Origin of the sequence: Caulobacter sp. 1776 (genome assembly GCF_040545685.1) — a bacterium.
GTDB lineage: Bacteria > Pseudomonadota > Alphaproteobacteria > Caulobacterales > Caulobacteraceae > Caulobacter.
Genome location: NZ_JBEPMI010000004.1, coordinates 299,746 through 321,455 on the forward strand (window position 1 = coordinate 299,746; position 21,710 = coordinate 321,455).

21 protein-coding genes are annotated in these 21,710 nt (G+C 68.1%); all 21 read right to left on the reverse strand.

The window, feature by feature from the left end; genetic code table 11:
* Positions 1-6 precede the first annotated feature (6 nt).
* A complete protein-coding gene (locus ABIC66_RS12720; RefSeq protein WP_354070648.1) occupies positions 7-255 on the reverse strand; it encodes a hypothetical protein in 249 nt (82 codons plus the stop codon).
* 2 nt (positions 256-257) lie between these two features.
* Positions 258-4,475, reverse strand: a complete 4,218-nt coding sequence (gpJ, locus tag ABIC66_RS12725) for a TipJ family phage tail tip protein (protein ID WP_354070649.1) — start codon at positions 4,473-4,475, stop codon at positions 258-260.
* Positions 4,465-4,875: an NlpC/P60 family protein gene (locus ABIC66_RS12730; protein WP_354070650.1), complete on the reverse strand. Its 411-nt coding sequence runs from the start codon at positions 4,873-4,875 to the stop codon at positions 4,465-4,467. The genes gpJ and ABIC66_RS12730 overlap by 11 nt, the downstream gene beginning before the upstream one ends.
* Positions 4,876-5,349 carry a hypothetical protein gene (locus tag ABIC66_RS12735; protein ID WP_354070651.1) on the reverse strand — a complete coding sequence of 158 codons (474 nt, stop codon included), beginning with the start codon at positions 5,347-5,349 and terminating at the stop codon, positions 4,876-4,878.
* Between the two features lie 9 nt (positions 5,350-5,358).
* Entirely contained in the window at positions 5,359-6,201 is an 843-nt protein-coding gene (locus tag ABIC66_RS12740; RefSeq protein ID WP_354070652.1) for a hypothetical protein, read from the reverse strand.
* Entirely contained in the window at positions 6,201-9,497 is a 3,297-nt protein-coding gene (locus ABIC66_RS12745; protein ID WP_354070653.1) for a phage tail length tape measure family protein, read from the reverse strand. The genes ABIC66_RS12740 and ABIC66_RS12745 overlap by 1 nt, the downstream gene beginning before the upstream one ends.
* A gap of 18 nt (positions 9,498-9,515) precedes the next feature.
* A complete protein-coding gene (locus ABIC66_RS12750; RefSeq protein ID WP_354070654.1) occupies positions 9,516-9,668 on the reverse strand; it encodes a hypothetical protein in 153 nt (50 codons plus the stop codon).
* Positions 9,669-9,715: 47 nt separating this feature from the next.
* Positions 9,716-10,330: a hypothetical protein gene (locus ABIC66_RS12755; protein ID WP_354070655.1), complete on the reverse strand. Its 615-nt coding sequence runs from the start codon at positions 10,328-10,330 to the stop codon at positions 9,716-9,718.
* Entirely contained in the window at positions 10,327-11,331 is a 1,005-nt protein-coding gene (locus ABIC66_RS12760; RefSeq protein ID WP_354070656.1) for a phage tail tube protein, read from the reverse strand. The genes ABIC66_RS12755 and ABIC66_RS12760 overlap by 4 nt, the downstream gene beginning before the upstream one ends.
* A gap of 9 nt (positions 11,332-11,340) precedes the next feature.
* A complete protein-coding gene (locus tag ABIC66_RS12765) occupies positions 11,341-11,640 on the reverse strand; it encodes a hypothetical protein (protein WP_354070657.1) in 300 nt (99 codons plus the stop codon).
* A gap of 11 nt (positions 11,641-11,651) precedes the next feature.
* Positions 11,652-12,098 (reverse strand): hypothetical protein, encoded by a 447-nt coding sequence (locus ABIC66_RS12770; RefSeq protein ID WP_354070658.1) that lies wholly within the window; start codon positions 12,096-12,098, stop codon positions 11,652-11,654.
* Positions 12,095-12,871, reverse strand: a complete 777-nt coding sequence (locus ABIC66_RS12775; protein ID WP_354070659.1) for a hypothetical protein — start codon at positions 12,869-12,871, stop codon at positions 12,095-12,097. The genes ABIC66_RS12770 and ABIC66_RS12775 overlap by 4 nt, the downstream gene beginning before the upstream one ends.
* Positions 12,871-13,203 (reverse strand): head-tail joining protein, encoded by a 333-nt coding sequence (locus tag ABIC66_RS12780; RefSeq protein WP_354070660.1) that lies wholly within the window; start codon positions 13,201-13,203, stop codon positions 12,871-12,873. Before ABIC66_RS12780 ends, ABIC66_RS12775 begins: the two co-directional genes overlap by 1 nt.
* A 2-nt stretch (positions 13,204-13,205) precedes the next feature.
* Positions 13,206-13,448 (reverse strand): hypothetical protein, encoded by a 243-nt coding sequence (locus tag ABIC66_RS12785; protein WP_354070661.1) that lies wholly within the window; start codon positions 13,446-13,448, stop codon positions 13,206-13,208.
* Positions 13,449-13,542: 94 nt separating this feature from the next.
* A complete protein-coding gene (locus tag ABIC66_RS12790; RefSeq protein WP_354070662.1) occupies positions 13,543-14,574 on the reverse strand; it encodes a major capsid protein in 1,032 nt (343 codons plus the stop codon).
* Positions 14,575-14,682: 108 nt separating this feature from the next.
* A complete protein-coding gene (locus ABIC66_RS12795) occupies positions 14,683-15,342 on the reverse strand; it encodes a head decoration protein (protein ID WP_354070663.1) in 660 nt (219 codons plus the stop codon).
* Between the two features lie 41 nt (positions 15,343-15,383).
* The gene (locus ABIC66_RS12800) at positions 15,384-16,715 is read right to left on the reverse strand and encodes a S49 family peptidase (protein ID WP_354070664.1); all 1,332 of its coding nucleotides are present in this window, start codon (positions 16,713-16,715) and stop codon (positions 15,384-15,386) included.
* A gap of 50 nt (positions 16,716-16,765) precedes the next feature.
* On the reverse strand, positions 16,766-18,415 hold the full coding sequence (locus tag ABIC66_RS12805) for a phage portal protein (RefSeq protein ID WP_354070665.1): 1,650 nt from the start codon (positions 18,413-18,415) through the stop codon (positions 16,766-16,768).
* Positions 18,415-18,648, reverse strand: coding sequence for a gpW family head-tail joining protein (locus ABIC66_RS12810; protein ID WP_354070666.1), 234 nt, complete (start codon positions 18,646-18,648; stop codon positions 18,415-18,417). The genes ABIC66_RS12805 and ABIC66_RS12810 overlap by 1 nt, the downstream gene beginning before the upstream one ends.
* 2 nt (positions 18,649-18,650) lie before the next feature.
* A complete protein-coding gene (locus ABIC66_RS12815; protein ID WP_354070667.1) occupies positions 18,651-20,789 on the reverse strand; it encodes a phage terminase large subunit family protein in 2,139 nt (712 codons plus the stop codon).
* The gene (locus tag ABIC66_RS12820) at positions 20,725-21,336 is read right to left on the reverse strand and encodes a hypothetical protein (protein WP_354070668.1); all 612 of its coding nucleotides are present in this window, start codon (positions 21,334-21,336) and stop codon (positions 20,725-20,727) included. The genes ABIC66_RS12815 and ABIC66_RS12820 overlap by 65 nt, the downstream gene beginning before the upstream one ends.
* Between the last annotated feature and the right edge of the window lie 374 nt (positions 21,337-21,710).

Sequence of the window (21,710 nt, forward strand, 5' to 3'; positions counted from 1 at the left end):
GAACTGCTATCCTTGGACTTCGGGCTCGCCGGGTGCCTCAGGCTCTTCCGGCAGCGGATTGGCATCGCGCCATGCGTCGAACTCGGCCAGCGATGGCGCGGCGCGATAGCCCTCTACCTTTTCCCAGGGCGTGCCGTTCATAAGGCGGAAGGGCAGCGTTTCGGGCTCTCTGTTCGCCTCGAAATCCTCGGCCGGCCCAGAGAAGGCCGCGACAGGCTGGTCGCCCAGGTAATAGACCGCGTTCACACGCCCCATGGTCAGCGCTCCGTTTTATGTTCAGTGACAGCAAGACGGTGATTGACTGAGCTGGCCGCGCCGGAGCCCGGCTCAAGCATCGCCTGCAGCTCGATCGTGTGGGGCCCCGCGCCTGGCGTGACGTCGAGATCCGAGACGCTGCGGTCGTAGGCCCCGCCCTTGACGTATTTCGGCCAGCTGTCGAACTCGACGTTATCGACGAGAACGCGAAAGCTCACGTAGCTGTCCGTCGACGCGCTTCCGATGGTCGCCTGCGAGCGGACTTCCAGGCGGCCAGCCCCGGTAGTCCGGTAGACAGTCCGAAGGGTGGTCCAAGACCCGACGGAAAGCGTGATCCCAACGCCCGATGCGGATATCGAACTGTCGGTGACGTCTCGATCGACGATGTGGCCGGTCTGAACGTTCCCGTCGGCGATGTGGTAGTAGAGGATGCTGTCGACCACGATGCTGGCGGCCGTGATAGAATTGGCCTTGACCCGGTCGACCTCGAAGTTCGTCGCCTTCACGATCCCGCCGACAATGGCCAGCGGATAGAGGGTGGTGGTGCCGTTGGAGAATCCGATCTCGGCGGCTGACACCAGAAACGCCGAGGTCGCGCCGGTGTTCACCAAGCGCAGGCCCGCGACAAGGCCATTGACGTTCGTCGCGACCGTATAGGTCGCGCCCATGCCGGAGACGACGCTGGCCGTCTGGGTGATCGAACCCCGGAAGTTGTTGCCGAAGTTCGCCTCGAGCTGGTTGATCCACAACACGCCAGCGCTGCTGGTGTTCACCCAGGTGCGGATCTGGGTGTTGAACGACGCGATATCCGTGCCGATCTGGGTCCTGATCGCCTCGACATGGTCGGCAACGGTTTCGGTCGTCGACCACATCAGCGTGTCGTGCCGCATGATCATGGCGTTGCCAGAGGGCGCGAGGAGCGCCATCAGGCCCATCCGGGCCCAGAAGGTCTTGTCGCCTTCCTCCCACTGCTGATCGTCGTCGATCAGGATCCGCTTCACGCGCACGCCGTTGTGGAAGGTCTCGCTGATCAGCTGCCCCCGCTCGTCGATCGCCGCCATCGCCAGCTCGAGCGTCGACTTCGTCAGGTTCGCGCCCTGCTCAGATGCGGCGCGCAGCTCATCGACGAGCTGGCCGGGCGTCATGCCGCCGATCAATGCGACGCCGGCGCTGACCAGGGCGTTCAGCGGAATGGCGACCGCGTATTCGTAGACCCACGTCGAAACCCAGTTGTCCGACGCGCGCCACCTGGCCCGCACGTCCAGGAAGTCGCCGGCCTTCACGCCCTCGATATCGCCGGTTGGGTTAGCGGCGGGGAACGTCTTGCCGGCGCCGACCCAGCTGTCAGCTGATCCGCCGGCGGGCCGGATCTCGACGACCAGGTCCTGCACCTGGCCGGCGGTGACCGGCTCACAACCGACAACCAGGGCCGGGTGCGAGGAGCCGTCGATGGCCGTGCGTTTGATCCCGTAGGCGGTGAAGGATTTCGGTGCTCCAATCCCGCGTTGAACAAGCACGCCCGACGCCACGCCCGGGCGAGAGATGTCGCCGTTGGCCAGCACTGAACGGATCTCGACGTCGACGCGGATCTCGGCCTCGGAGCGACCCTCGTCGTCGATGTCGAACACTGAGTCCGGCAGCGCCGGCGTCCGAACTTCGCGCGCCTCGGCGCGCAGCGGATCCAGCGTCTGCCAGGCCGGTGCCGGATCCAGTTCAGACGGCGTAACCCGCCAACGCGCCGAGAAGCTTGCGATCGGCGAGGTGCGGCTGGTGGCCACGTCGAAAGCGACTAGGACGCCGTCGGGCGAGCCCTGCGAGGCGAGGATCCGAGGCTGGGGCGCAGGCGATCGCGCGGTCAGGCGCGTCTGCAGCGGCGGGATCGGACCCGTCTCGGCCGCTAGGATGTCCTCGAACCGGTACGGCTGGGCCCGCAGGGCGACCGATCGGCTCGAGCTCGGCGCGACGTCGATGATCTCGACGTCCTCGGTGATGATGTCCACCTCGCCGAAGACGACCAGGTCGTCGCGGCCAGGCGCGTCGATCTCGGCCAACGGCGTGGCGAACACCAGGTCGCGCACCCGTCCCGGCGTCGTGACCACCAGGAGGTTGCGCAGCGCATCACCGTCCGGCCGACGCACATCGAGGGCATAGGTCTTGCCCGCGACCATCTCCACCGGATCGTCCAGCCGCACCCCGGAAACCAGCGCGCCGCTCCAACGACGGTTCTGCACCCGGCTTTCCGCCTGGCCGAACAGCGTCGAGGCGTGCCGGACCAGGACACGATCGCCATAGGTCGAGACCAGGCCGTCGAAGCCGGCCGACCAGCTATGGGTCTCAGACTGGTAGAGCCGCTTGGCGAGCCAGACGCGCCCTTCCTTGTAGGCCCGCACGGCGGTCGTCTTGAACGGCAGGTCATAGACCTCGATGAGGTTGGCCGTGGTCTTGTCGTAGCCGTCGGCATAGACGGTCAGTTCGTCGGAAAGCCCGTCCTGGTCGAGGTTGCCGAACCTGACCGTGACCCCATGAATCTCTTCGGGAAACGCCCTGGAATAGCTGTAGCCCTGGGCGTTGAGCCCCGAGAAGAGCTGTCGGGGGGCCGGCTTCTCCCAGTCGGTGACGGCGCAGAGCTTGCGGCCGTTCCAGTAGGTCGAGAAGCGACCCATGAAGCCCAGCTTAATCAGCACGTCCTGCTGGCTGGCGTTCTCCTGGACGAGGACTTGGCCTCGCCAATCCCGCTCCTCGATCATGTTGTAGGCGTCGACGAACGAGACATCGATCTGCGCCGCCGACAATGGCCGGGCGGCCGGATAGCCGGTGACCATGTAGCGGGCGTGGGCCGCGGCGTTGTTGGTCGGCTGCCACGCCTCGGAATAGACGGTCGCGTCGCCCGTCCAGCTGTCGTCCTCGACCACCGGGCAGATCGGCGTAACGACACCCGACAGCGCCGGGAGCGCGCCGTTCACGGTGTTCGTAGCCTTGAAGCGCGCCACCAGAATTGAGAGGTTCTCGTCGGCGATCGGCGCCTTGTTCTCGATCGAGCGCATCGCCGTCCACGTCGTGGTGTTCGTGGAGGCGTCGACGTCGTCCCCGTCGGGATCCCAGGCTTTGATACGGACGTCGTACTGACCCTTCTCGGCGGGTTTGAACGTCAGAGTGCGGCGAACCGTGCGCTTGGAGCGGTCCTGGACGTACCAGTCGCCCGCGGGCACCAGCGCGCCGGTGCGCGTGTAGTAGGCGCCGATCGGGGCGGCGACCCAGGCGTCCTCGCCGGCGGGCGAGTACTCGACCCGGCCCTGCACTTCCTGCGGCAGGATCTTGCCGTTGTCCTTGCTGAACAGCAGGCCAGCCGGGAAGGTGATGTCCAGCTCGATAATCTCGGCATCCTCGGCCGAGGTGTGGACCACCCAGTCCCCGCCCATCTCGAGCTCGTCGGTGTAGCCCTCCTGGACGGTCCGCATCGGGTAGAGCGTCGAATTGCGCGGGCCCGGCGTCAGGAAGGTCTCGAACGTGACGTCGCCGTCGCTGAGCGCAGAGAACAGGGTCCCGCCCAGTTTCGGGTCGGCCAGGGTGCAAGGCCCATAGTGCAGACCGTAGATGCCCGTGATGTAGACGTCGTCGCCGATCGTGCTGGTGAACGCGCTCGAGGCCAGGTCGAAGACCACCCGGCCCTGCCCGAACGCCAGCGGCATTTGCTGATAGGGCCGCGGCGAATTGCTCTGCGAGCTCAGGGAATAGGCCGGACGATCGTCCAGCTTGTCGACGTGCGGCGCGAAGGCGGCCGCGACCGCCATCTGGCCACCGACGGCCACGGCGGCCGCTGCCACCTTGAAGGCCACCGCCTTGGCGCCGGTCGCACCGGCGGCGGCCGGCCCGCCGATGTAGAAGGCGGCCGCCATGATGGCGATCTGCAGCACGGCCTGCAGGGCCTTGTTGCCGCCGCGACCGCCACCGCGCGCCATCACCGCGACGTTCACGATCTGGCCAGTCTGCGGAACTATATCGAGCCCGGCCTCACGATCGACGATCGGCTCGCCGTCGATCCAGATTTCGGTCCGGCCAAGGTCGCGCGCATCCAGTGCGCCGTGTCGCACGGCAGCGGTCAGCAGCTCGGCCAGGGTCGCGCCGGCGGGATAGGCCACCTCAACGACACGCGGGGTCATCGGCTCCGGCGCGAAGACGGCCACCTGCCGCGCCGGCGCGGCGCGCGGCCTACGCGTCATAGAAGCCCCGCGCGCGGCGGGCCCAGCGTTCGTCGGAGAGACGTTCGATCACGGTGTCCGTCCCCTCCCATGCGTGGATGAAGGCTCGTCGATCGAGGACGAGCCCAACGTGCGCCGGCCGGCCGAAGACCTCGATGAGCGCCACGGCGCCGGGGCGAGGTCCGTCCAGCAGGCGCCAGCGTCCCAGGCTGGCGGCGATGAGGCCGGCCGACGTATCGATGAGTCGGCCGCCCACGGCGTCTTCGGGCAAGTAGCCGTCGCCGGCGCTGGGCGAGGCGACCTCGAGCAGCTGCTGCCGCAACCAGCTGACGCAGCCCCAGCAGTCCCAGCCCTCCGGCGTGCGCCCCATCAGGCGGTACGGCGTGCCGACAAAGCCGGCCGCGCGCGTGACCAGTGACACCTAGAAGCCCGCCGGCGTCTTGGAGGGGGTGTATGACGGCGCGCAGGCCGGCTCGGTGGCGAAGTCGCGTGGCGAGAGCGTGCCCGTGGCGTGAGTCTGATCAATCTCGACTTGGGCCAGGCCAGCGCCGATCAACCCGAGCTCCACAGTGTCCGGATCCTCGACACGCACCGTCTCGACGTCGACCGAGGGCCTGCCGATCGCCGTCCGGACCGCCAGGCTGATCCGACCGTCGACGTTGGCGATCTCGAGCTTGGCAGCGCGTGTGACCTCGCCGGTTCCCGCCCCCTGCCAGGTGAAGTTGAACGGCATGAACGGGAAATGCATGCCGCGACTCTCGATGCCGTCAGGCCAGCTACCGGCACGCAGCGGCTCGTCCAGGCCATCGGCCGAGACGGTGACCAGCATGGCGATGTCGGGCGTCATCCGCGCGAACGACGCGCGGACGAACGCCTCGGAGACGTCAGCGGACATCGCGATCCTTTAGGCAGGGCGGGTGTGGAGGCCGACTTCTCGGAAGACGTACTGACCACGCGTCTCAACCAGGCGAGGCGCGCCATCGGCCAGCCACTCGGCGATGCAGAGGTCCCCGGTGTCAGGGCGGACGAAATAGAAGGCTGGCGGGCGCCTCGCGTAGAACTGGTCGAGGATGTCGTCCTGCTCGGCGCTGAGACGCATCTGGCCCTTCACCTGATGGTGCAGGCCCGAATACAGGCTGCCGTTGGCCGGAAGGCCGGCGTCGCCGGCGAAGGCCTTGAGGTTCGCAAAGGGCTCGACGGCGGGCTGCCCCCGGAACCCGGGGAGATCGGCGGGCCAGACCGGCAGGTTGAGATCCGGATTGGAGTGGGTGCCGGGATCCCAGCGCATCACCGCCAGGCCAGGCCTGCCGATGTAAGGACGGAACGCATAGATGTGCGACATGCCGCCGCCGTTCGGCGCGATCGACAGCCTGGCCGCGCCGGCGGCCGCCACGGTGATCCTGGCATAGGCCTCGCTGAACGAGGCGGTAAGGCCGCGCCTGCAGGCGCCCGAACCTAGCCTGCGGAAGGGCACGACGGTGGCGGAGATCGTCGCACCGCCGCCGTTCAGGATCACGAACTCGACCCGGGGCCGATTCACATCCGCCCCGACCAGCGCCAGCACCTCGAGTTCGTCACCGACCGAGACGTTGACCGAGGACGTCGCGACGCCGGCGCCACCGGCCACCATCACGACACGACCAGGCGCACCGACCGTGCTCTCGTCAACCTGCAGCGCTCCCCCACCCGAGACCCAGTCGTTGGTCAGGTCCAGGAGGCCGGCGTTCTTCAGGAGGTTGCCCGCCATCAGCCGCCATACCTCTTGACGCGCGGCGTTTGCCCCATGGCCCGGGCCAGGTCGCCGCTGGAGCCGGCTCGACTGATCATGTCCCGCCCGATGTCGTCGTAGAGGTCCATCCGGATGCCGTCGGCCGTCTGGCTCACCTTCGGCCGGGCACCGGAGCTACGATAGTCGTTGACCTCGACCTTCATGCCGGCGGGCGCCGTCGCGGGAGCCTGGATGACCGCCGGCGCCGCGACGCGGGCGTCCATGGCCCGGGTTTCGGCGCTGGTGAAGACCTTCGTGCCTGGCGGAAGCCAGATCCGCTCGCGGCCATGCTCCCCCACATCCGCCCAGCCGCCCGGGTGACCGTCGGTGCCAGAGGCGTAACCTGGGACCAGCTTGGCGTTGGCGGCGGAGAACGCCGCGTCCCAGCCGGCGCCGCCGGCGCTCGAGGCGGCGCTCAGGGCGTTGGCCGAGGCCGACAGGTTCGCCCCGCCAAACAGGCTGCCCAGCAACGAGCCCGCGATGCCGCCGACGCTCGACAGCGTCGGGTTGCTCTCGCCGAAAAGCATGTTCTTCAGCGGGTTCAGGGCCGCCAGCCGGATGAAGTCCGACATGACCTGCTCGATGATCCGCGTGCCCGTGTCGCCCCAGTTCTTCCAGGCCTGCGGGTTCAGCACGTCGTCGAGGAACTTATCGCCCATGCCCTTCAGGTCGTTGTACGAGTCCTGGACGCGCCGGATTTCCGCCTGCAGGAGGGCGTTGTCCCGGGCCTGCTGGACGATCGCCCGCCCCTTCTCGGTCTCGAGGCCGATCCCTTCCTTGATGAGATCCAGCTCCGCGGCCTTGACCGCGCGCACGATCTCCATGGCGTCGGCGTTCTTGCCGATCGCCGTCAGCTCGTCGGCCAGCAGCTGGTGCTCACGCTGCAGATCCTGGAGGCGGTCGCTGGCGGATTCGGCCTTGGAGACATCCCGATCGAGACGGGCGTTGTAGACGTCGCGGGCGACGAGGTTCCTGCCCTGATCGCTGGACGGGTCGATCCCCTGGCTCTCCAGCCGCTTGCGCGCCTGGATCCGGATGCCCTCCTCGTCGAACCGATCTGGCTTGGCGCGATCGGCCAAGGCGCGGCGACGAGCCAGCGCCTGGTACGTCTCGTTCTGATCGCGCGAGATATCGATCGCCGCGCCGCGTGCCTCTTCCTCATGGGCGTCGTGCAGCGCCTTGCGATATTCGGCGATCACCCGGGTGAGGATCCGCAGGGCCTCGCCGTCGGCGACCTTCTGCGCGGTCAGCAGCGGACGCAGCGCGAGCTCGTCCTGCATCTGCTGGTCTGCCTGTTTCGAGGTCAGGAGCCCGCTGGCGACGGCGTCGTTGGCGTCCCGCCGAACGTCCGTCTGGGTGCGCAGCTGGTCGACAGATTTGGCGCCGTTGGCGGCGGCCTCGGCGACCATCAGGTTCAGCTGGGCCTGGTAGCGTTGTTCCTCGTTCGCGCCCTTCCGGGCCGCGTCGGTGGACGCCTTGCGGCGAGCGTCCGCCTTCAGCGCAATCTCGCTCGATTCCAGATAGGCCTGTGCCGAGGCCAGGGCCCCGGCGGTGTTCTCCGCCATCGCCTTGGAGTCGCGAGCAAGAGACTCCGCGTGCCGATCGACATGCTCGCCCCTTTTCTTGATCTGGGCGATTTCCTTGTCGCCGGCGGCGATCGCGGCACGCAGCTCCTCGGGCGTCTTTTCCGTGGCGATCTCGCCGCGCAGCGCCTTTCGGGCCACTTCCTGGCGATCCTTCACCGTCTGGATCTGATCGTCCTTGGGGTTGAGCTTCCCGACCGCCTCATCAACGCGGTTGATGTCCTCGATGCGGTGCTCGCGGGCCGGCTTCGCCTTGGCTTCTTCGATCTGCTTCTTGACGTCAGCGATCATCCGGTCGGTCGCTGCGACGGCGTCGCGGATATTTTTCTGATAGTCTCCCGTCGTGTCGACGCCGACGCCGGCCTGGACGTTGCGGCGCATCTCGTAGAGGCCCTGCAGCCGCTTCTCGGGCGACCATGCCGGTGTCTGGTTCAGCTTTTCGAGCTTGGTGATGACGTCGGAGATCGACTTCGCCAAGCTGTCCCAGGCGCCCTTCACGCCGATCACCGCGGCGCCTGATTTGGGCAGTGTGCCGTTCAGCTTCTCCAGGACCAGCTTCAGGGCTTCGGTCTTGCCCTGGGTGATCTCGACCGACTTGATGTGGTCAAGTTCGTTGCCCGTCAGGAAGGTCAGCTGGTCGTTCAGCAGCTTGGCGCCATCGGCCGGGCTAGCGAAGGCGCGGGCGAGTTCGTTCAGGGCGTCCTTCGACGACTTGCCGGTAGCGTCAGCGAAGCGATCCACCATCGATGTGGCGCTCGTGAGGTTTTCCTCGGTGACCTTGGCCGTGGTCGCGAAAGTCGTGGCCGCGTCGCGCGAGAAGCGGATCGATTGTGTCGTCGATGCAGCGGCCGCGTCGGCGACCTGGTGGATTTGGGCGGCCGTGACGCCTGAAGCTCTGCCCGCACCCTCGAGAAGCACGGTCAGCTTGGCCTGCTCGTCCTGGGCGCGGATCTGGATCGCGATCAGGCCGCCGATGACGGCCAGGTACCCGGCCGCGGCCGCGCTCGCGGCGATGAACGCACCGGACACCGCCATCCCCTCGACCGCAAAGGCCTGAAGGACCTGCGGCCCCTGCTGCAGGAGCATGCGCATAGGATCGATGCCACTTCCGGCGGACGAGACGATGTCCGAGGCGGTGTAGATCAGCGTGTTCTTCTGGTTGACGCTGAGCCCACCCTTTTTCGCCTGGGTCTGGGCAGCTTCCTGCCGCCGGTATGCGGCCGTGGTCTCGTCCAGCTTCTGGCGCAGGCGCGTCTCGGCCTGCGCCAGCTCACCCGTCGTGATTAAGCCGCCGCGGGCCAGCGCCTGGGCCCGGGAGAGTTCGAGGTTGAATCGCTCCTGGGCAACAGCCAGCGGATTGATCGCCGCGCGCAGCGCCCTGGCCTGCTCCTCGGCTTCGGCGAAGAACGCCGCCGACTCCCTGGCCGAACCTGCTCCGGTGGAGTCGACCAGGCCGGAAATCCGCTGCTGCACCGGCGTGGCGGCGGCCTGGGCGGCCGACTGCCGGATCTGCGCGGCCATCCGCTCATAGCGCGAAGCGGTGTCGTCGGCCTGGATGCCGATCCGGCGCAGCTCGGCCTGGGCGATCCGGGCGCCTTCGGCGGCGGCCGGTCCGACCGACTTCAGATCGGAGCGTACGCCATCGGCCCCGCTCAGACCGATGCGCCAGGTGATCGAGCCGCCGTCCGCCATCGCCCCTCCTCTAGATCGTCATTCCGGCGGCCGGGACTTGTCGATGCCGACAAGCGCGCCGGCCTCGAGCGCGGTCAGGCACTCCACCAGGGCTTCGGATTCAGCGACCCCGTACGCGGCGGCGGTCCTGGCGGCCTCGGTGAGGTCTAGGCCGGTGATCTGGCCGGCCATGCCCGCCCGCCGCCACACCCCGTGACGCTCGATGGCCCTGAGGGCGACTACGCCTTCCGGCGTTTGCGGGGCGTGCTCGACTTCCGGGCAGAGCTGTCCACCGCAGCGTCCGCCGAAGGCGCAGGCCTCTCCGGCGTCCCGGCAGTCTGAGCAGTGTTTGGCCCCGCCGCTGTAGCGCCATTCAGCGAGGAGCCTGAGCCGTTTCCCTCGGCGGCCCGGATCTGGGCAGGCGTGTCGATGATGCGCGAGAAGGCCGCCATCAGCACCGGGCCCGAGCCTTTCACCGGTCCAAGGTGGAAGAACTTGCGCACTTTCTCGGCCGTCAGCTCGATGGTGACGCCGTCCTTGTCGACCAGGTTCCAGTCCTCGATCAGCGCCAGGCCGCGCGCGGTGGCGCGGACCATCATGGCGAAGCCCATCGAGACGTCCTTGTCGGCGAGCAGGCCCACCTCGTCCGGCGAGAAGCCGTAGCGCTCGAGCACGTCCTCACCCATCTGCAGCAGATAGAGGTCGCGGGCGATCTGGGCTTCGACCGTGGCGCTCAGGAGTCCGGTCTGTGGCCGGATCAGGAGGCGCACGCCGAACGGCAGGTCATGCCATTCGGCGTCGCCGCACTCGACTTCCCGTTCGTCGAAGTCGCAGACGATGCTGGCGCCGGTCACAGGGCGTAAGCCGTGGTCAGGTTGGTCAGGACGGCGGTGACCATCGGCGCTGCCGCGCCGACTTCACCGCGCCCCTTCAGGTCGACGGTCATCGTGCCGCCGTTCTGGACGGGCACTGACACCGGCTCGAACCGGACCGCCGGCAGCGTGACCACCAGCTTCATGTAGGTGCCGAGCGACCAGGTCAGGGCGACCTCCTGCGCGTCGGGCAGGAAGCCGTCGGAACCCGTCGCGCCGTAGGCGCGAATGGCGTCGGTCACGTAGCGCGCGGTCAGGTTCAGATCCGTGGAGATCTTGGCCAGGAAGGCGTCGCTTTGGACGTTCTCGCCGGCGTAGCGGTCCATCTCGATCGAGTTGCTGATCTTCAGCGTGCCACGCGTGATGCGGGCGACCTGGACGCCGCCGATCGTGATGATGCCCTTCGAGTTGGGCACCCGCTTGGCCAGCGCCGACACGGTCGGGCCGGTGAACACCGAGGCGTTGTAGGGATCCGAAGTCTGGCGCCCCATCAAGGTGATCGGCACCTTGGCGTAGCCGCGGTCGGGTCCGATCGGCAACGTGGCATCCTGCACCAGGCCGCCGATCAGCTTCTCGAACTGGCCGGGCGCGTTCATCGCCTCCATCGTGGCGATCGGCAGCCCGGCCGCGCCCGAGGTGAAGGTGTGAGCATAGGTGCCGGCGGGCGCGGGGTCGTCGACCGCGGCGGAACCCGGCGCGCCAAGCGTCATCAGCAGCCAGTAGCCGATCTGATGCAGGTCCAGGGGAGCCTGCAGCGAGCCGTCGGCGTCCTCGAGGCCAGGCTCGGCCGGACGAGCGTCCGTCGGGTTCGCGTAGCCCACGACGCCGTTGATGTCGTCGTCCTCCAGCGGCTTCTTCTTGTTGAAGGTGCGCTGGTAGACGTTCAGCTGGACGGCGTTGGCGCCCGAGGCGGCCGTCGGAAAGTCGGCCTGCCCCTTGAGGTTCAGGAGCGTGGCGCGGCCACGCGGGAGATTGGTCGTCACGGCCAAGGGTCAGTCCTCCAGGACGATGTGGCGGGGAGACGAGAGCGAGATCTCGTCGGGGGTGGCGTCGCGCGCGGCCTCGGCCGGCACGCGGCGCTTCAGCACCTGGTGCGGGCCACGGATCACCTGGCCGCGCAGGGCGCCGAGCTCAGGAAGGTCCCGAAGGGCGAGGAGATGACGCGCCTGGTCGGCCGGCGCGGCCGCGACCAGCTGTTCGGAGGTCATTTGCGGCCCGGGGCCCGGGGAAGCGTCGGGCGCAAGGTCTTGCGCGTCGGCCGCGGTGGCGGCCGCCGTGGGGGTCTTGGGCATGCTGGGGGCTCCTAGCCGGCGGCTGTTGGGGCGACGTAGAGGACGGTCACCGTGATGGTCGCGACGCTCATCGCGCCGGCGTCTTCCAGGAAGACGTCGTCTTCGATGCCCTCGGTGATGCGGGCGAAGACCTGCGGATCCAAGCCGAGGGTCGGATCCTCCTCGAGGGCCTGCTTCAGCGCCGGAAGAAAGAGATCGCGCTGCGCGCGCCGAGCATCCTGGTCGGCGCCGAGGACCTCGTAGTCGGAAAGGAAGGCGCGCTCGCCTTCCCACTGGTTGTCGGGCCCGCCGTCCAGCGTCACCTCGAAAGGCTGGGTCTTGATCAGCAGACCGTGCTGAAAGCCATCCCCCGGCTCGTGGCGCTCGATTTCCTCGACATCGACCTCGACCGTGCAGCTGACCAGCTGGCCGTAGAGGTTGACCAGTTTCTCGATGATCTGCGGGCGGGTGACCGTCATGGCTTGTTCTCCGGGCCCAGCACGCTGACCAACTCGGCGATGAAGTCGCCCTCGAACCGCTTCCTGAATTCCTCGAAGAGCTGGGCGCCACGCATGCGCCCGCCGCGGATCCGCGCCTTGCGTCGAAGCACGAAGAGCACTGTCCCCTCGCCTCCGCGGCGGCTCTGGCGGCCCGTCCGGGAAAATGTCTTGCCAGGCGCGACCAGGACGTAGCCTTGCCCGCCCTCGCCATTGTCGATCCGCATCTCAAGCTTCTCGACGCCGAGGGCGCGGCAGACGATCTGGACCGGACCGCCCAGCGCCTCGTAGCGCCCCTGCGCGTCCCGACCGAGACCCGAGCTCCGCGCGCTCCTGGCGACCTGGCGCAGGAACCGCTCGAGGATCACCTTCGCGGGCCCGACGGGGATGGCCAGGTACTTCCTGTTCCTGACCGTGACCTCGACCCCGTAGGTCAAGGCGTTGATGATGATGCCGGCCTTGTTCCAGAACCAGCCGGCGGGTTCCATCGAGTCCTTCGCCGGCAGCTTCCTGCCGCGCCAGGTCTTCGAGAAGCGCGCCGCGTTGCGGATCCCCGAACCCGCGATATCCGCCTGCAGCTTGCCCTTGTACCGATCGACGACTTTCACCATCGCCACGGAGTGCGCACGGGCCATGACCCGCATCTCGTGCTCGCTGAGCTCGCCGGCCCGGTCGGCGGCGGCCCGGGCGATATCGGTCGCGAGCGCGCCGTCGACGGAAAGCCGCGTGCCGAACCAGGCGTCGCGGCCAGCCATCAGGCCGAGCAGTCCACGCGCCACTCCAGGCGGCGGGTGTCCGGATGCTGGGGAGCGTTCACCATCACCAGGACCTGGCCGTCGACGCGAACCTTGCCCTGCTTGCTGGGCTGGAAGCCCGGGGCCCGGGCGGCGAGCTCGTGGACGCGAACGCGATAGACGTTCCGCTCGACGACGCTGCGGCGCTGACCGTAGAGATCGGCCTTGTCGGCCAAGTCCGGCAAGGCCCGCACGGCGGCAACGATCGCGCCGCCGGCGTCGAGGAACTGCAGCTCCGTCGAGTGCTCCGGATCGTCGTAGATCGCGTCAAGCGTCTCGGTCCAAACGGACATGGCTAGCCCAGCAGGCGGGCGCTGGACAGGTCCGCGTCGGCGGGAAGGCGAACGGCCAACCGTTGCTCGACCAGGTCCTCCGCGAGCGCGGGACTGGCCAGGACAACAGTCCGCCGCGGGATCCGCTTGTCCTTCTGGTCGCGGATCTTGGAGGTCCGCAGCTGCAGCGCCACGCGATCCTCTTGCTCGACAGCCTCCTGGGGCGCCATGGCCGTACGGGCGGTCACTCTCTTGGGCTTGGACATTTGGAACTCCGGATCTGCAGGGCGGAGCGGCCGCTGGCCGCTCGGCGCTGCGGATCGGGGACGCCGGTGGCGCCCCCTCTCCAGCGAACCTGGATCAGGCGGCAATCTTGCCGGTGAACAGGCAGTCCGGACGCGTGCAGATGTTGATCGGGTTCGATTGCATCTCGAGCTCGATTTCCTTCTCGCCGGTCTTGTCGATCGACGGGACCACGTACTTGGGCTTGCCCTTGGTGTTGACGGCCGAGAACAGCGGGCCGGGCGCGAAGCGCGTGAGGAACAGGCCCGGCACGCCGATCGGGATGTACCGGCACTCGTCCGTCGGCACGGCGACATTGCCCCAGCCGCGGTAGTTCAGGTGGGTGACGTTGCCGTACTTCACCTTCTCGATCGGGTCGCCCTCGCGCAGGTCGTTGGCGGCGGTCTGGTTGAGGTAGGTGCGATTGACCTCGGGGTGGTTGGTCAGCTTGTCGAAGTAGTCGTCGCCGCAGAGAGCGACGAAGCCCTTCGGCGCCACGCCGCCCAGGGCGTCGCGGATCTTGCGCGTAGCGCCGGTGATCTGCTTGCGGATCGCACCGGCTTTGGCCGGGTCGTTGGGATCGTAGGCGTCGTCCAGCTCGAGTTCGATGTCGTCGGGCTGGTCGATCTCGAACTTGTCGTAGAGGTCGATCAGCACGTCGCCGTTGGCGTCCAGGATCACGCCGCCGATCGCGCCCAGGCGGTGATACTCCAGGGTCAGGTCGTGGTTGCGGCTCATCGCTTCGAGCTTCTCGTCGCGCTTCTCCTGCACGCCCACGAGCATTCCCGGCGTACCGAAGCCGCGGACGTTCTGCAGCTCGTCCGGCGTGATGTGGGCCGTCAGCGGCAGGTGGGGGATCTCCAGCTGGATGCCGTCGCGCTTGGGCCCGGTGATCGGCGTGCCCGGCGCGCCGCGCGGCTTGGCGGGCACCAGCGCCAGCTGGTGGTGGCGACGCTCGATGTACATCGAGGTGGTCGAGACGCCGTCCTCCTCGAAGATCCCCAGCTGGGCGAGGACCTGGGGAACGTAGGGGATGCGGTCGACCTTCGCGGCCAGCGAGGTCGAGGTGAACAGGGAGCTCTTGAAGACGTCGAGCAGCGTGAATTCCATGACGTAAGCCCTTCAGGCTAGGACGCACGAGGGGCCGCGCCGCCGGCAGGGCCGGCGACGGGCGTCATGGGTCCGGATTTTGGGAGGGTGTGTGCCGACGCGGAGGCGTCAGGCGCGGGCGACGATGCCCAGATCCAGAAGCTGGGCCATGCCGGCCGCTTTTTGGTTGTCGGTGAGGCCGGTCTTCCATTCCAGCATGCTGGCGATCACGACGGCGTCGCGTTCGATGTCCAGCAGCTCGACGGTCGCCGTGCCAATCACCGTGGTGTCCCAGGCGATGCCATGCACATGCTGCAGGCCGTTGGTCGCCGTCGGATCCCAGGGCTTTGCCTGGCCCGCATCGGTGGCCGCGGCCGCCGTCACGGTCACGTCGAAGCCGTCGCCGGCCGCGAAGTCGGTGGAGCCATCGGCGATCGTGAAGCCGAGGCCGCCGCCGGTGAAAGCCACGCCCGCGGTGCCGTGACCGATCTCGACGCCTTCCGGATCCGAGACGACGTAAGCGCCGGCGTTCGTGGCCGGCTCGATGAAGCGGACCTGATACTTACCGGCCGGCGTGCCAGCGGCGACGGTGACCGCGCCGATCGCGCCGTTGCCGGTGTTGCCGGCCTGGGCGACGCCGGCGCCGGACAGAGCGCCCAGCGCCACGAGGGCGATCACCAGGCCAGCCTTCAGGGTCTGGTTGATGGCGCCGGTCACGACGCCGCGCGAACGGCCGCCGTTGGCTTCGGAGAGGCAAAACTCCCCGGCATAATTACCTTCCTTGAGCATGGAGAGCTCCCTCTAGATGGATTTGATGGTGGGGTGGGCGATCAGGTCTTGAGGCCGGAGGCCTTGCGACGGGCGGCGTAGATGTCGTCGGACGACATCGACGTTTCGGTCTGGCGGCTGGCTTCGCCGCCCGGGCCGAGGTTGGGCTGAGCAGCGCCGTTCATGACCGTGATCAGCGGGTCGACGGCCGCCGCGCTCTGCGGCGACGCGGCCAGGGTGGCCTTTGCCTCCTCGACGCTCATCTCGGTGTTGAACGCCAGGTGGTTGGCCAGGGTCTCGCGGCCCTTGGCGGCGTCGCAGGTGGTGATAGCCTTGATGCGCTCCTTGGTCGCCGAGGCGGCCGCGGCGCGAACTTCGGCCTCGTTGACCGTGGCCGCCGGCGCGGCCGCGGCCGGAGCGGCGGCGGAAGCGGCGGCGATGATCGGGGCGGCAGCCGCGGCGGCCGCAGCAGCGGCCGGAGCTTGGGTTTGATCCGACATGAGAGTGGTTCCCTTGGGTTTGGTCGATTGGCTCCGGCCGATGCGGCCGGCTTTCAGGTCCGCGAGCGCGGTTTCGAAGGTGCCCACGCGGTCGGCCAGGCCGGCGTCGACCGCCTTCTGGCCGATGAAAGTGCGCGCCTCGGTGGCGCGGATCTGATCGGCGGTCATGCCCTGCCGGCCTGCGGCGACGGTCTCGACGAAGAGGTCGTAGAACGCGTCGACCTCGGCCTGCATGTCGGCCGCCACCTCCTCGGAAAGCGGTCCGAAAGAGTTCCCGTCGACCTTGTGCGCGCCGGCGTGGATCAGGGTCGGCTTCAACCCGTTCTGCTTCAGCCGTCCTGACTGGTCGACGTGCAGCATGACGACACCGATGGAGCCCGAAAGGCCGGTGGCGGTCGTCACGACCTCGGTCGCACCGGACGCGATTGCGTAGCCGGCGCTGGCGGCCATGCCGTTGGTGACAGCGACAACCGGCTTTTCCGCCGCGACCTCGCGCATCACTTCGGCGCATTCCATCGCGCCGACGGCTTCGCCGCCCGGAGTCTGCAGGTCGACAAGAAGGCCGCGAACGTCCCCATCACGCTTGGCCGACCGGAGCTGTGCGTTGATCCCCTCGTACGAGACGAGGCCGCTGCTGGCGCCTAGCCATGCGCCGCGGTTCACGAGCTCGCCGACGATGGTGATGATCGCCACCCCGTCGTCGAGCCGGAAAAACGGCTTGTAGCTTCCATCCGGCCCCGTCGACCTGCCGGAAAAGCGGCTGGCGTTCGGATATCCACCTCGCGCCTGCATCTCGCGATCGACCGCGGCCGCGAACTCGCCAGGATCCAGCATCGCGTCGGCGCCGGTGCGTTCAGCCAGGACGGTGGCGATGACCTCGGCCGCGCTCGGCATCAGCAGCAGCGGCCGGTTGTACAGCCGACTGGCGACGCGAAGGAGCTGGCTCATTTCTTGTTCCCCTTGGCTGGAGCCTCATCGGCTGCGGGATCCTCGGGCGGCTTCGTCGCGGCGCTCGAGGACACGGTCGGATCGATCCCGACCTTTCGCATCTCGGCGTCCTCGCGCGCGGCCTCGGAGAGAACCTGCCGGAAGCGCATGCCGCGCTCGGCGGCCTCCCGGCGGCGCGTGGTGATCCGCAGCGCCAGGCGCTCGCGCATGGCGTTGGCTTCTTTCAGCGGATCGACTTCCCCCAGCCCCGCGCCAGCCCATTCGCCGGCGCAATAGGCGGCCTTGGCGTCGCGGAACGCCGGGCCGCCGGCGGGGAGCTTCAGCATGCCCCGGGCGATCCCTTCCTGGATCAGGGCCATGCCGAACGGCGCCACCAGCTGGACGCTGAAGTGGCTCTTGCGGGCGACGAAGCCGCGCTTGACGTCCAAGAGGCCCGCTCGGATCGAGGCGTAGTTGACTTGGCTCAGGTCGCCGGTCAGCTGCTCGTACGAGAGGCCGAAGGCGGCCGAGATATTGCGCAGGCCTACCCGGACGAACGGATCGTAGACCGCGTTCGGGTGGTTGGGATTGGTCAGCGTGACCGACTCGCCCGGGTACAGGAAATTGACGTTCGCGCCGCGCATCCGGAGCGGATGGTTCTCGTGGTGGCGCAGTCGGCCGTCCTGATAGGCTCCGATGTCCTCGGCGCCCTCGTCGTCCATGGCGTCGGCCAGCTGGCCGTGGTCGTTGGGGCTGGTCACGAACGCGGCCATGATGGCGTTGATCAGCGCGGCCTGCGCCTCGGTCTCGTCGTAGCGGTCCAGGAGCCGCATCTTCTTCAGCACCGAGGCGAGCTGGGAGATGCCGCGGCGCTCGCCGGCGCGGCCCGGCTCGAACGCATGGACCACCTGGCGGCGGGTGCCGAAGGCCGGATGCGCGATCTCGCGCTCGACGTACTCCCAGCGCATGTTCGCGCCGTCGTAGCCCTCGGAGGGGTGGGAGACGCGGAAATGGTAGCCGATCGGCGCGAAGTCGATCGGGTCCAGGGCGACTCCGTCCTTCAGGACGCTGTTGTTGATCATGCCCGAGGGGTTGGACAGCCGGTCCGGGTCGATGATCTGCAGCCAGGTGGCCAGCGGCCCGCCACGCTCCCGCCAGCCAATAAGACCGATAGCGTTCCCGTCGGCCATGCGGTGACGCATGGCGAGCGCGATCTGCAGGCCGAAGGGCGAGGTGCGCTCGCGATCCAGCCAGAGGTCCGGATCCGTGGTGACGTCGTCCAGGAAGGCCTCGACGGCGGCCGCCCACTCGGCGCCGGCTTCTTCCGTGATCCCCAGGCGCTGAACGTTCGGCTGCGAGATGAAGACCCAGCCGGCGCCAACGACGGTGTCGACGTACTTCTGCAGCGCCGCCGAGGCCCAGCCGTTGTTTCGCGCGAAGTCGTGGACCCGGGTCGTCAGCGCGTCGTAATCGGCGCTGATCGCGTCGTGACCCGACCAGTTGTAGGGCGTCCAGCCGGCGAGATCCGGATCGCGCATCGATGCGCCGGCATAGGGCCCCCGAAGCTGGTCACGCGCCGAGGCGCCAGGCCGCGCAAACTCGGCGTCGGTGAGCACCAACGGCTGGTAGACCGGACCGGAGCGCCCCTGCCCGAACGGGAGCGCCATCAGGTGCTCACCCGACGCGCGCCGACGCGACCGCCGATCCCGAGTTGCCCCTCAAGGTCGACGATGTAGGCCTTGAGTTCGGACTTCTCGACCGGGTTGAGCCGATATTCCTGCTCGCCGTAGCGAGACATCGTCTTTTGGCCGACCGTCGACGCCGAGTGCAGCTTCTGGCGGGCGTCCGCCAGGTTGGCCTCGAGCTCGGCGCGCCTTTCGGGCGTGAGGGGTGCTCGCATAGTCAGTCCTGGCTGTTGAGCGCGCCCAGACGGGCGCTGAAGGAGCGCCGCTTGCCCTTCGGCGTCGGCGCTTTCGGCTTGTCATAAGCGGGCTGGACGTCATCGGCGGCGGCCGGCGGCGGCGGCGGCGGGGCTTTACGCGGCGCCCGCGCGTTTTCGATCGTCTCGACCCGCTTGTTCAGCTGGACGCCCATGTGGCGGAGACCGCAGAGCGCCGCGTAGGCGTAGACCCGGCAATCCAGGGCCTCGTTGGCCCGTCCCTTGATGGGCTCCCACTTTCGGATCTTGATGCCGGCGACCTTCTCCACCTTGATCTTCTCGGCCAGCAGCTGGTGGAAGTAGTCGAGGTCCCGGTCGGACGGGAAATGCATGTAGCCCGCGCCCGGATCGGGCTTGAGAAGGCGCTCCCGGATGTTGTCCTTGGCCGCGTTCACCCCAAGGATCGTCGGCCGGAACGACTTCTTGGTCTTCGAGGTCGGGATCTTGGTGGGCCAGACCGGCTGGCGCTGGCCGTTCTTCTCGCTCGCGCCCTTGATCGCCCAAACTCGGCGACCAAGCCGGGCCTTCGAGAACCTGTAGACCTCTTCGGTGTGGTGGCCGCCCGAGTCGATGCACGTCGCCATCACCTCGAGGCCGCGTCCGTCCGCAAAGCGGCGGATGGCCAGCAGGTGCTTGTCGACGGCTTCCTGGACGTGCAGGTCGCCGAACGCGCCGGGTATGATCTGGTAGTCGATCGACCAGGACTCCTCGTCCCTGCCCCATCCGACCACCTCGAGCTCGACACGGTAGTCCTGGACGTCGATGCCGACGGTGATGATGCCGACGCCGTCTGGGATCTCGCCCGCCCAGACCTCGCGTCGGGCCGCCAGGGCGTCGACCTCGATCGTCTTGCCGCCCGAGGACCTGTAGGTCATCCCCTGCTGGGTGTTCCACCAGGGGATCATGAGCTCTTCGCTCTTCTTGGCGGCGATGAACTTGCGGACCTGGTGCCTTGGGCTGTCGTTCGGCCATGGCGAATAGAGCTTTCCAGCCTGGAAGCCGGCGTGCTCGTTGTCGATCGCCCAAACGCCGCAGATCGAGCACTTGCCGCGGTAGACGGCCCAACGGTTCGACGACCACCAGTCCCACACGGCGCCGACCGGGTCGGCCAGGCCGTCGACGGCCCAGGCCTGCCGGTACAGCTCCAGCGGCTCCTGTCGCGCCCCGCAGCAGGTGAAGGGCCGCGTCTGATGCCAGCGGATCGTCTCTAGGGCCCGGAGGCGCTGCCCCTCTTGCCAGGGCTGATTGCAGGCCTCGCAGTAGATCCGCGCTGTCTTCGGAAGATCGACACCCTCCTCGTCCTTTTCCCATTGGACGTGCGGGAAGAAGGTCGGAAACATGCGGTGCTGGCAGTGCGGACAGACCATCGAGGCCCGGCGCTGGTCGGACTCGAGATAGCTCGCCTCGATCCGGCTTTCTTCGGCGATGGTGGGCGAGCAAACCCGGATCGAGAGCGAGTTCGCGGCTGACGCCAGGCGTTCGTCGCCGATCGCGATGGCGTCGCCCTCACGGGTCACCGGATATTTGTCGACCTCGTCGTAGAGGGCGATCCGGATCGGCCGGCGGGCTAGGTTGTCGGGACTGCCGGCGCCCACGAGGGCCAGAAATCCGCCTGGAAAGGCCTTGTAGAGCAGCGTCTCGTCGGAGGATCTGGTCTTGCCGGTGCCGACCAGATCTCGGAGCACCGGAGTCGCCCGAATGAAGGGCGCGATCCGTTCTTTCGAGAACTGCTCGGCCGCATCTTCCTTCGGCTGCACCAGCAGCATCGGACACGGGTCGAAATGGATGTGGTAGCCGACGATGTTCTCGATCGTCGCGGTCTTCAGCAGCTGCGTGGCGACCTGCACCGTCATCGTGCGGACGCCGGGCTCGGTCGGAGCCAGAAGAACGCCGCGCGCGATCTCTACCCGGCCGGTTGACCACCTGCCTGACGTGTTCCCCGCCTGTTTGGGCAGGACACGATACTCGTCAGCCCATTCAGGGATGCTGATCCGGGGCGGCGGTGTCCAGCCGCGACGCCATGCGAACGCTAGGCGGTCATTCTTCGCGCTTGGTGAAGTCCGGTTCGGGCTCGCCGAGGCTGGCGATCTGCTGGTGGACATGCGCCGTGAGAGCCTCCACGAGCAAATCGGGCTCGATTCCGAGGTCAGCGGCCAAAAGCGGTCCGATGCGGGTCGGGAACGCCAACCACGCGTCCCGGGCGATCCGCGCGAGCTCGAAATAGACCTTCTGAGCGACCTCGAGCTCGACCAGCTGCTCCGACTTGCGCTGCAGCTCCAGGAGGCGCGTCGCCGCGAGGGCGTTCTCCTTCACGGTCGCGGCGACGGCGATCGACGCGAACTTCCCGCGCAGCAGATTCCCGATGAAATCGACGATCGCGGCTTCATCATCGACCGTGATCGCCGCCAGCGGCGCGACAACCTGGTTGTCGTCGCCGTCAACCTCGACAACCGGCGGCGGTTGTCGATCGACAACCCCCGCGCCTGTCTTGAAGCGGCCCAAACCGGCATGCTCGAGCACCCGATCGGACCGCTCGACGTCGACCTTATCTTCGCGCAAAGCCAAGTAACCCTTGGCTTTCCACTTCGCGACGGCTTGCTTGGACACCCCGTGCTGAGCGGCGTATTCGGCGGGCGAAACGAGCGCCACGGCAACCTCCGTCAACCGTCAACCGGATTTCGGGCTCTATAGCTGGGGGAACAACACGGCTCCGCCCGACCGTATTCACGGCCGGCCGGGAAGGACCCGTGCGCCTGCACCATCCTGCCGGGTCGGGGGCCTGGTCGCGAGACTCCCTGGGGTCAACCCAGGTCACCCCGGGGTTCACCCCCGGTTGGCTGAGCGCCTGGACTCCATAGGTGGACTCAACGTGAAGAGTTCCCGCGTTGGACCGGTGGCGGGAACTGAGGGGCTGCTAGCGCCCCAATGTGCGGGCTCCATTCCCGCGGCTCAGGGCGTTGGAGCGCCCTGGGCCGCCGCTGAGGTCCAGCGGTGCATCTCGCACGGCCGTCACTGTGCGGCGG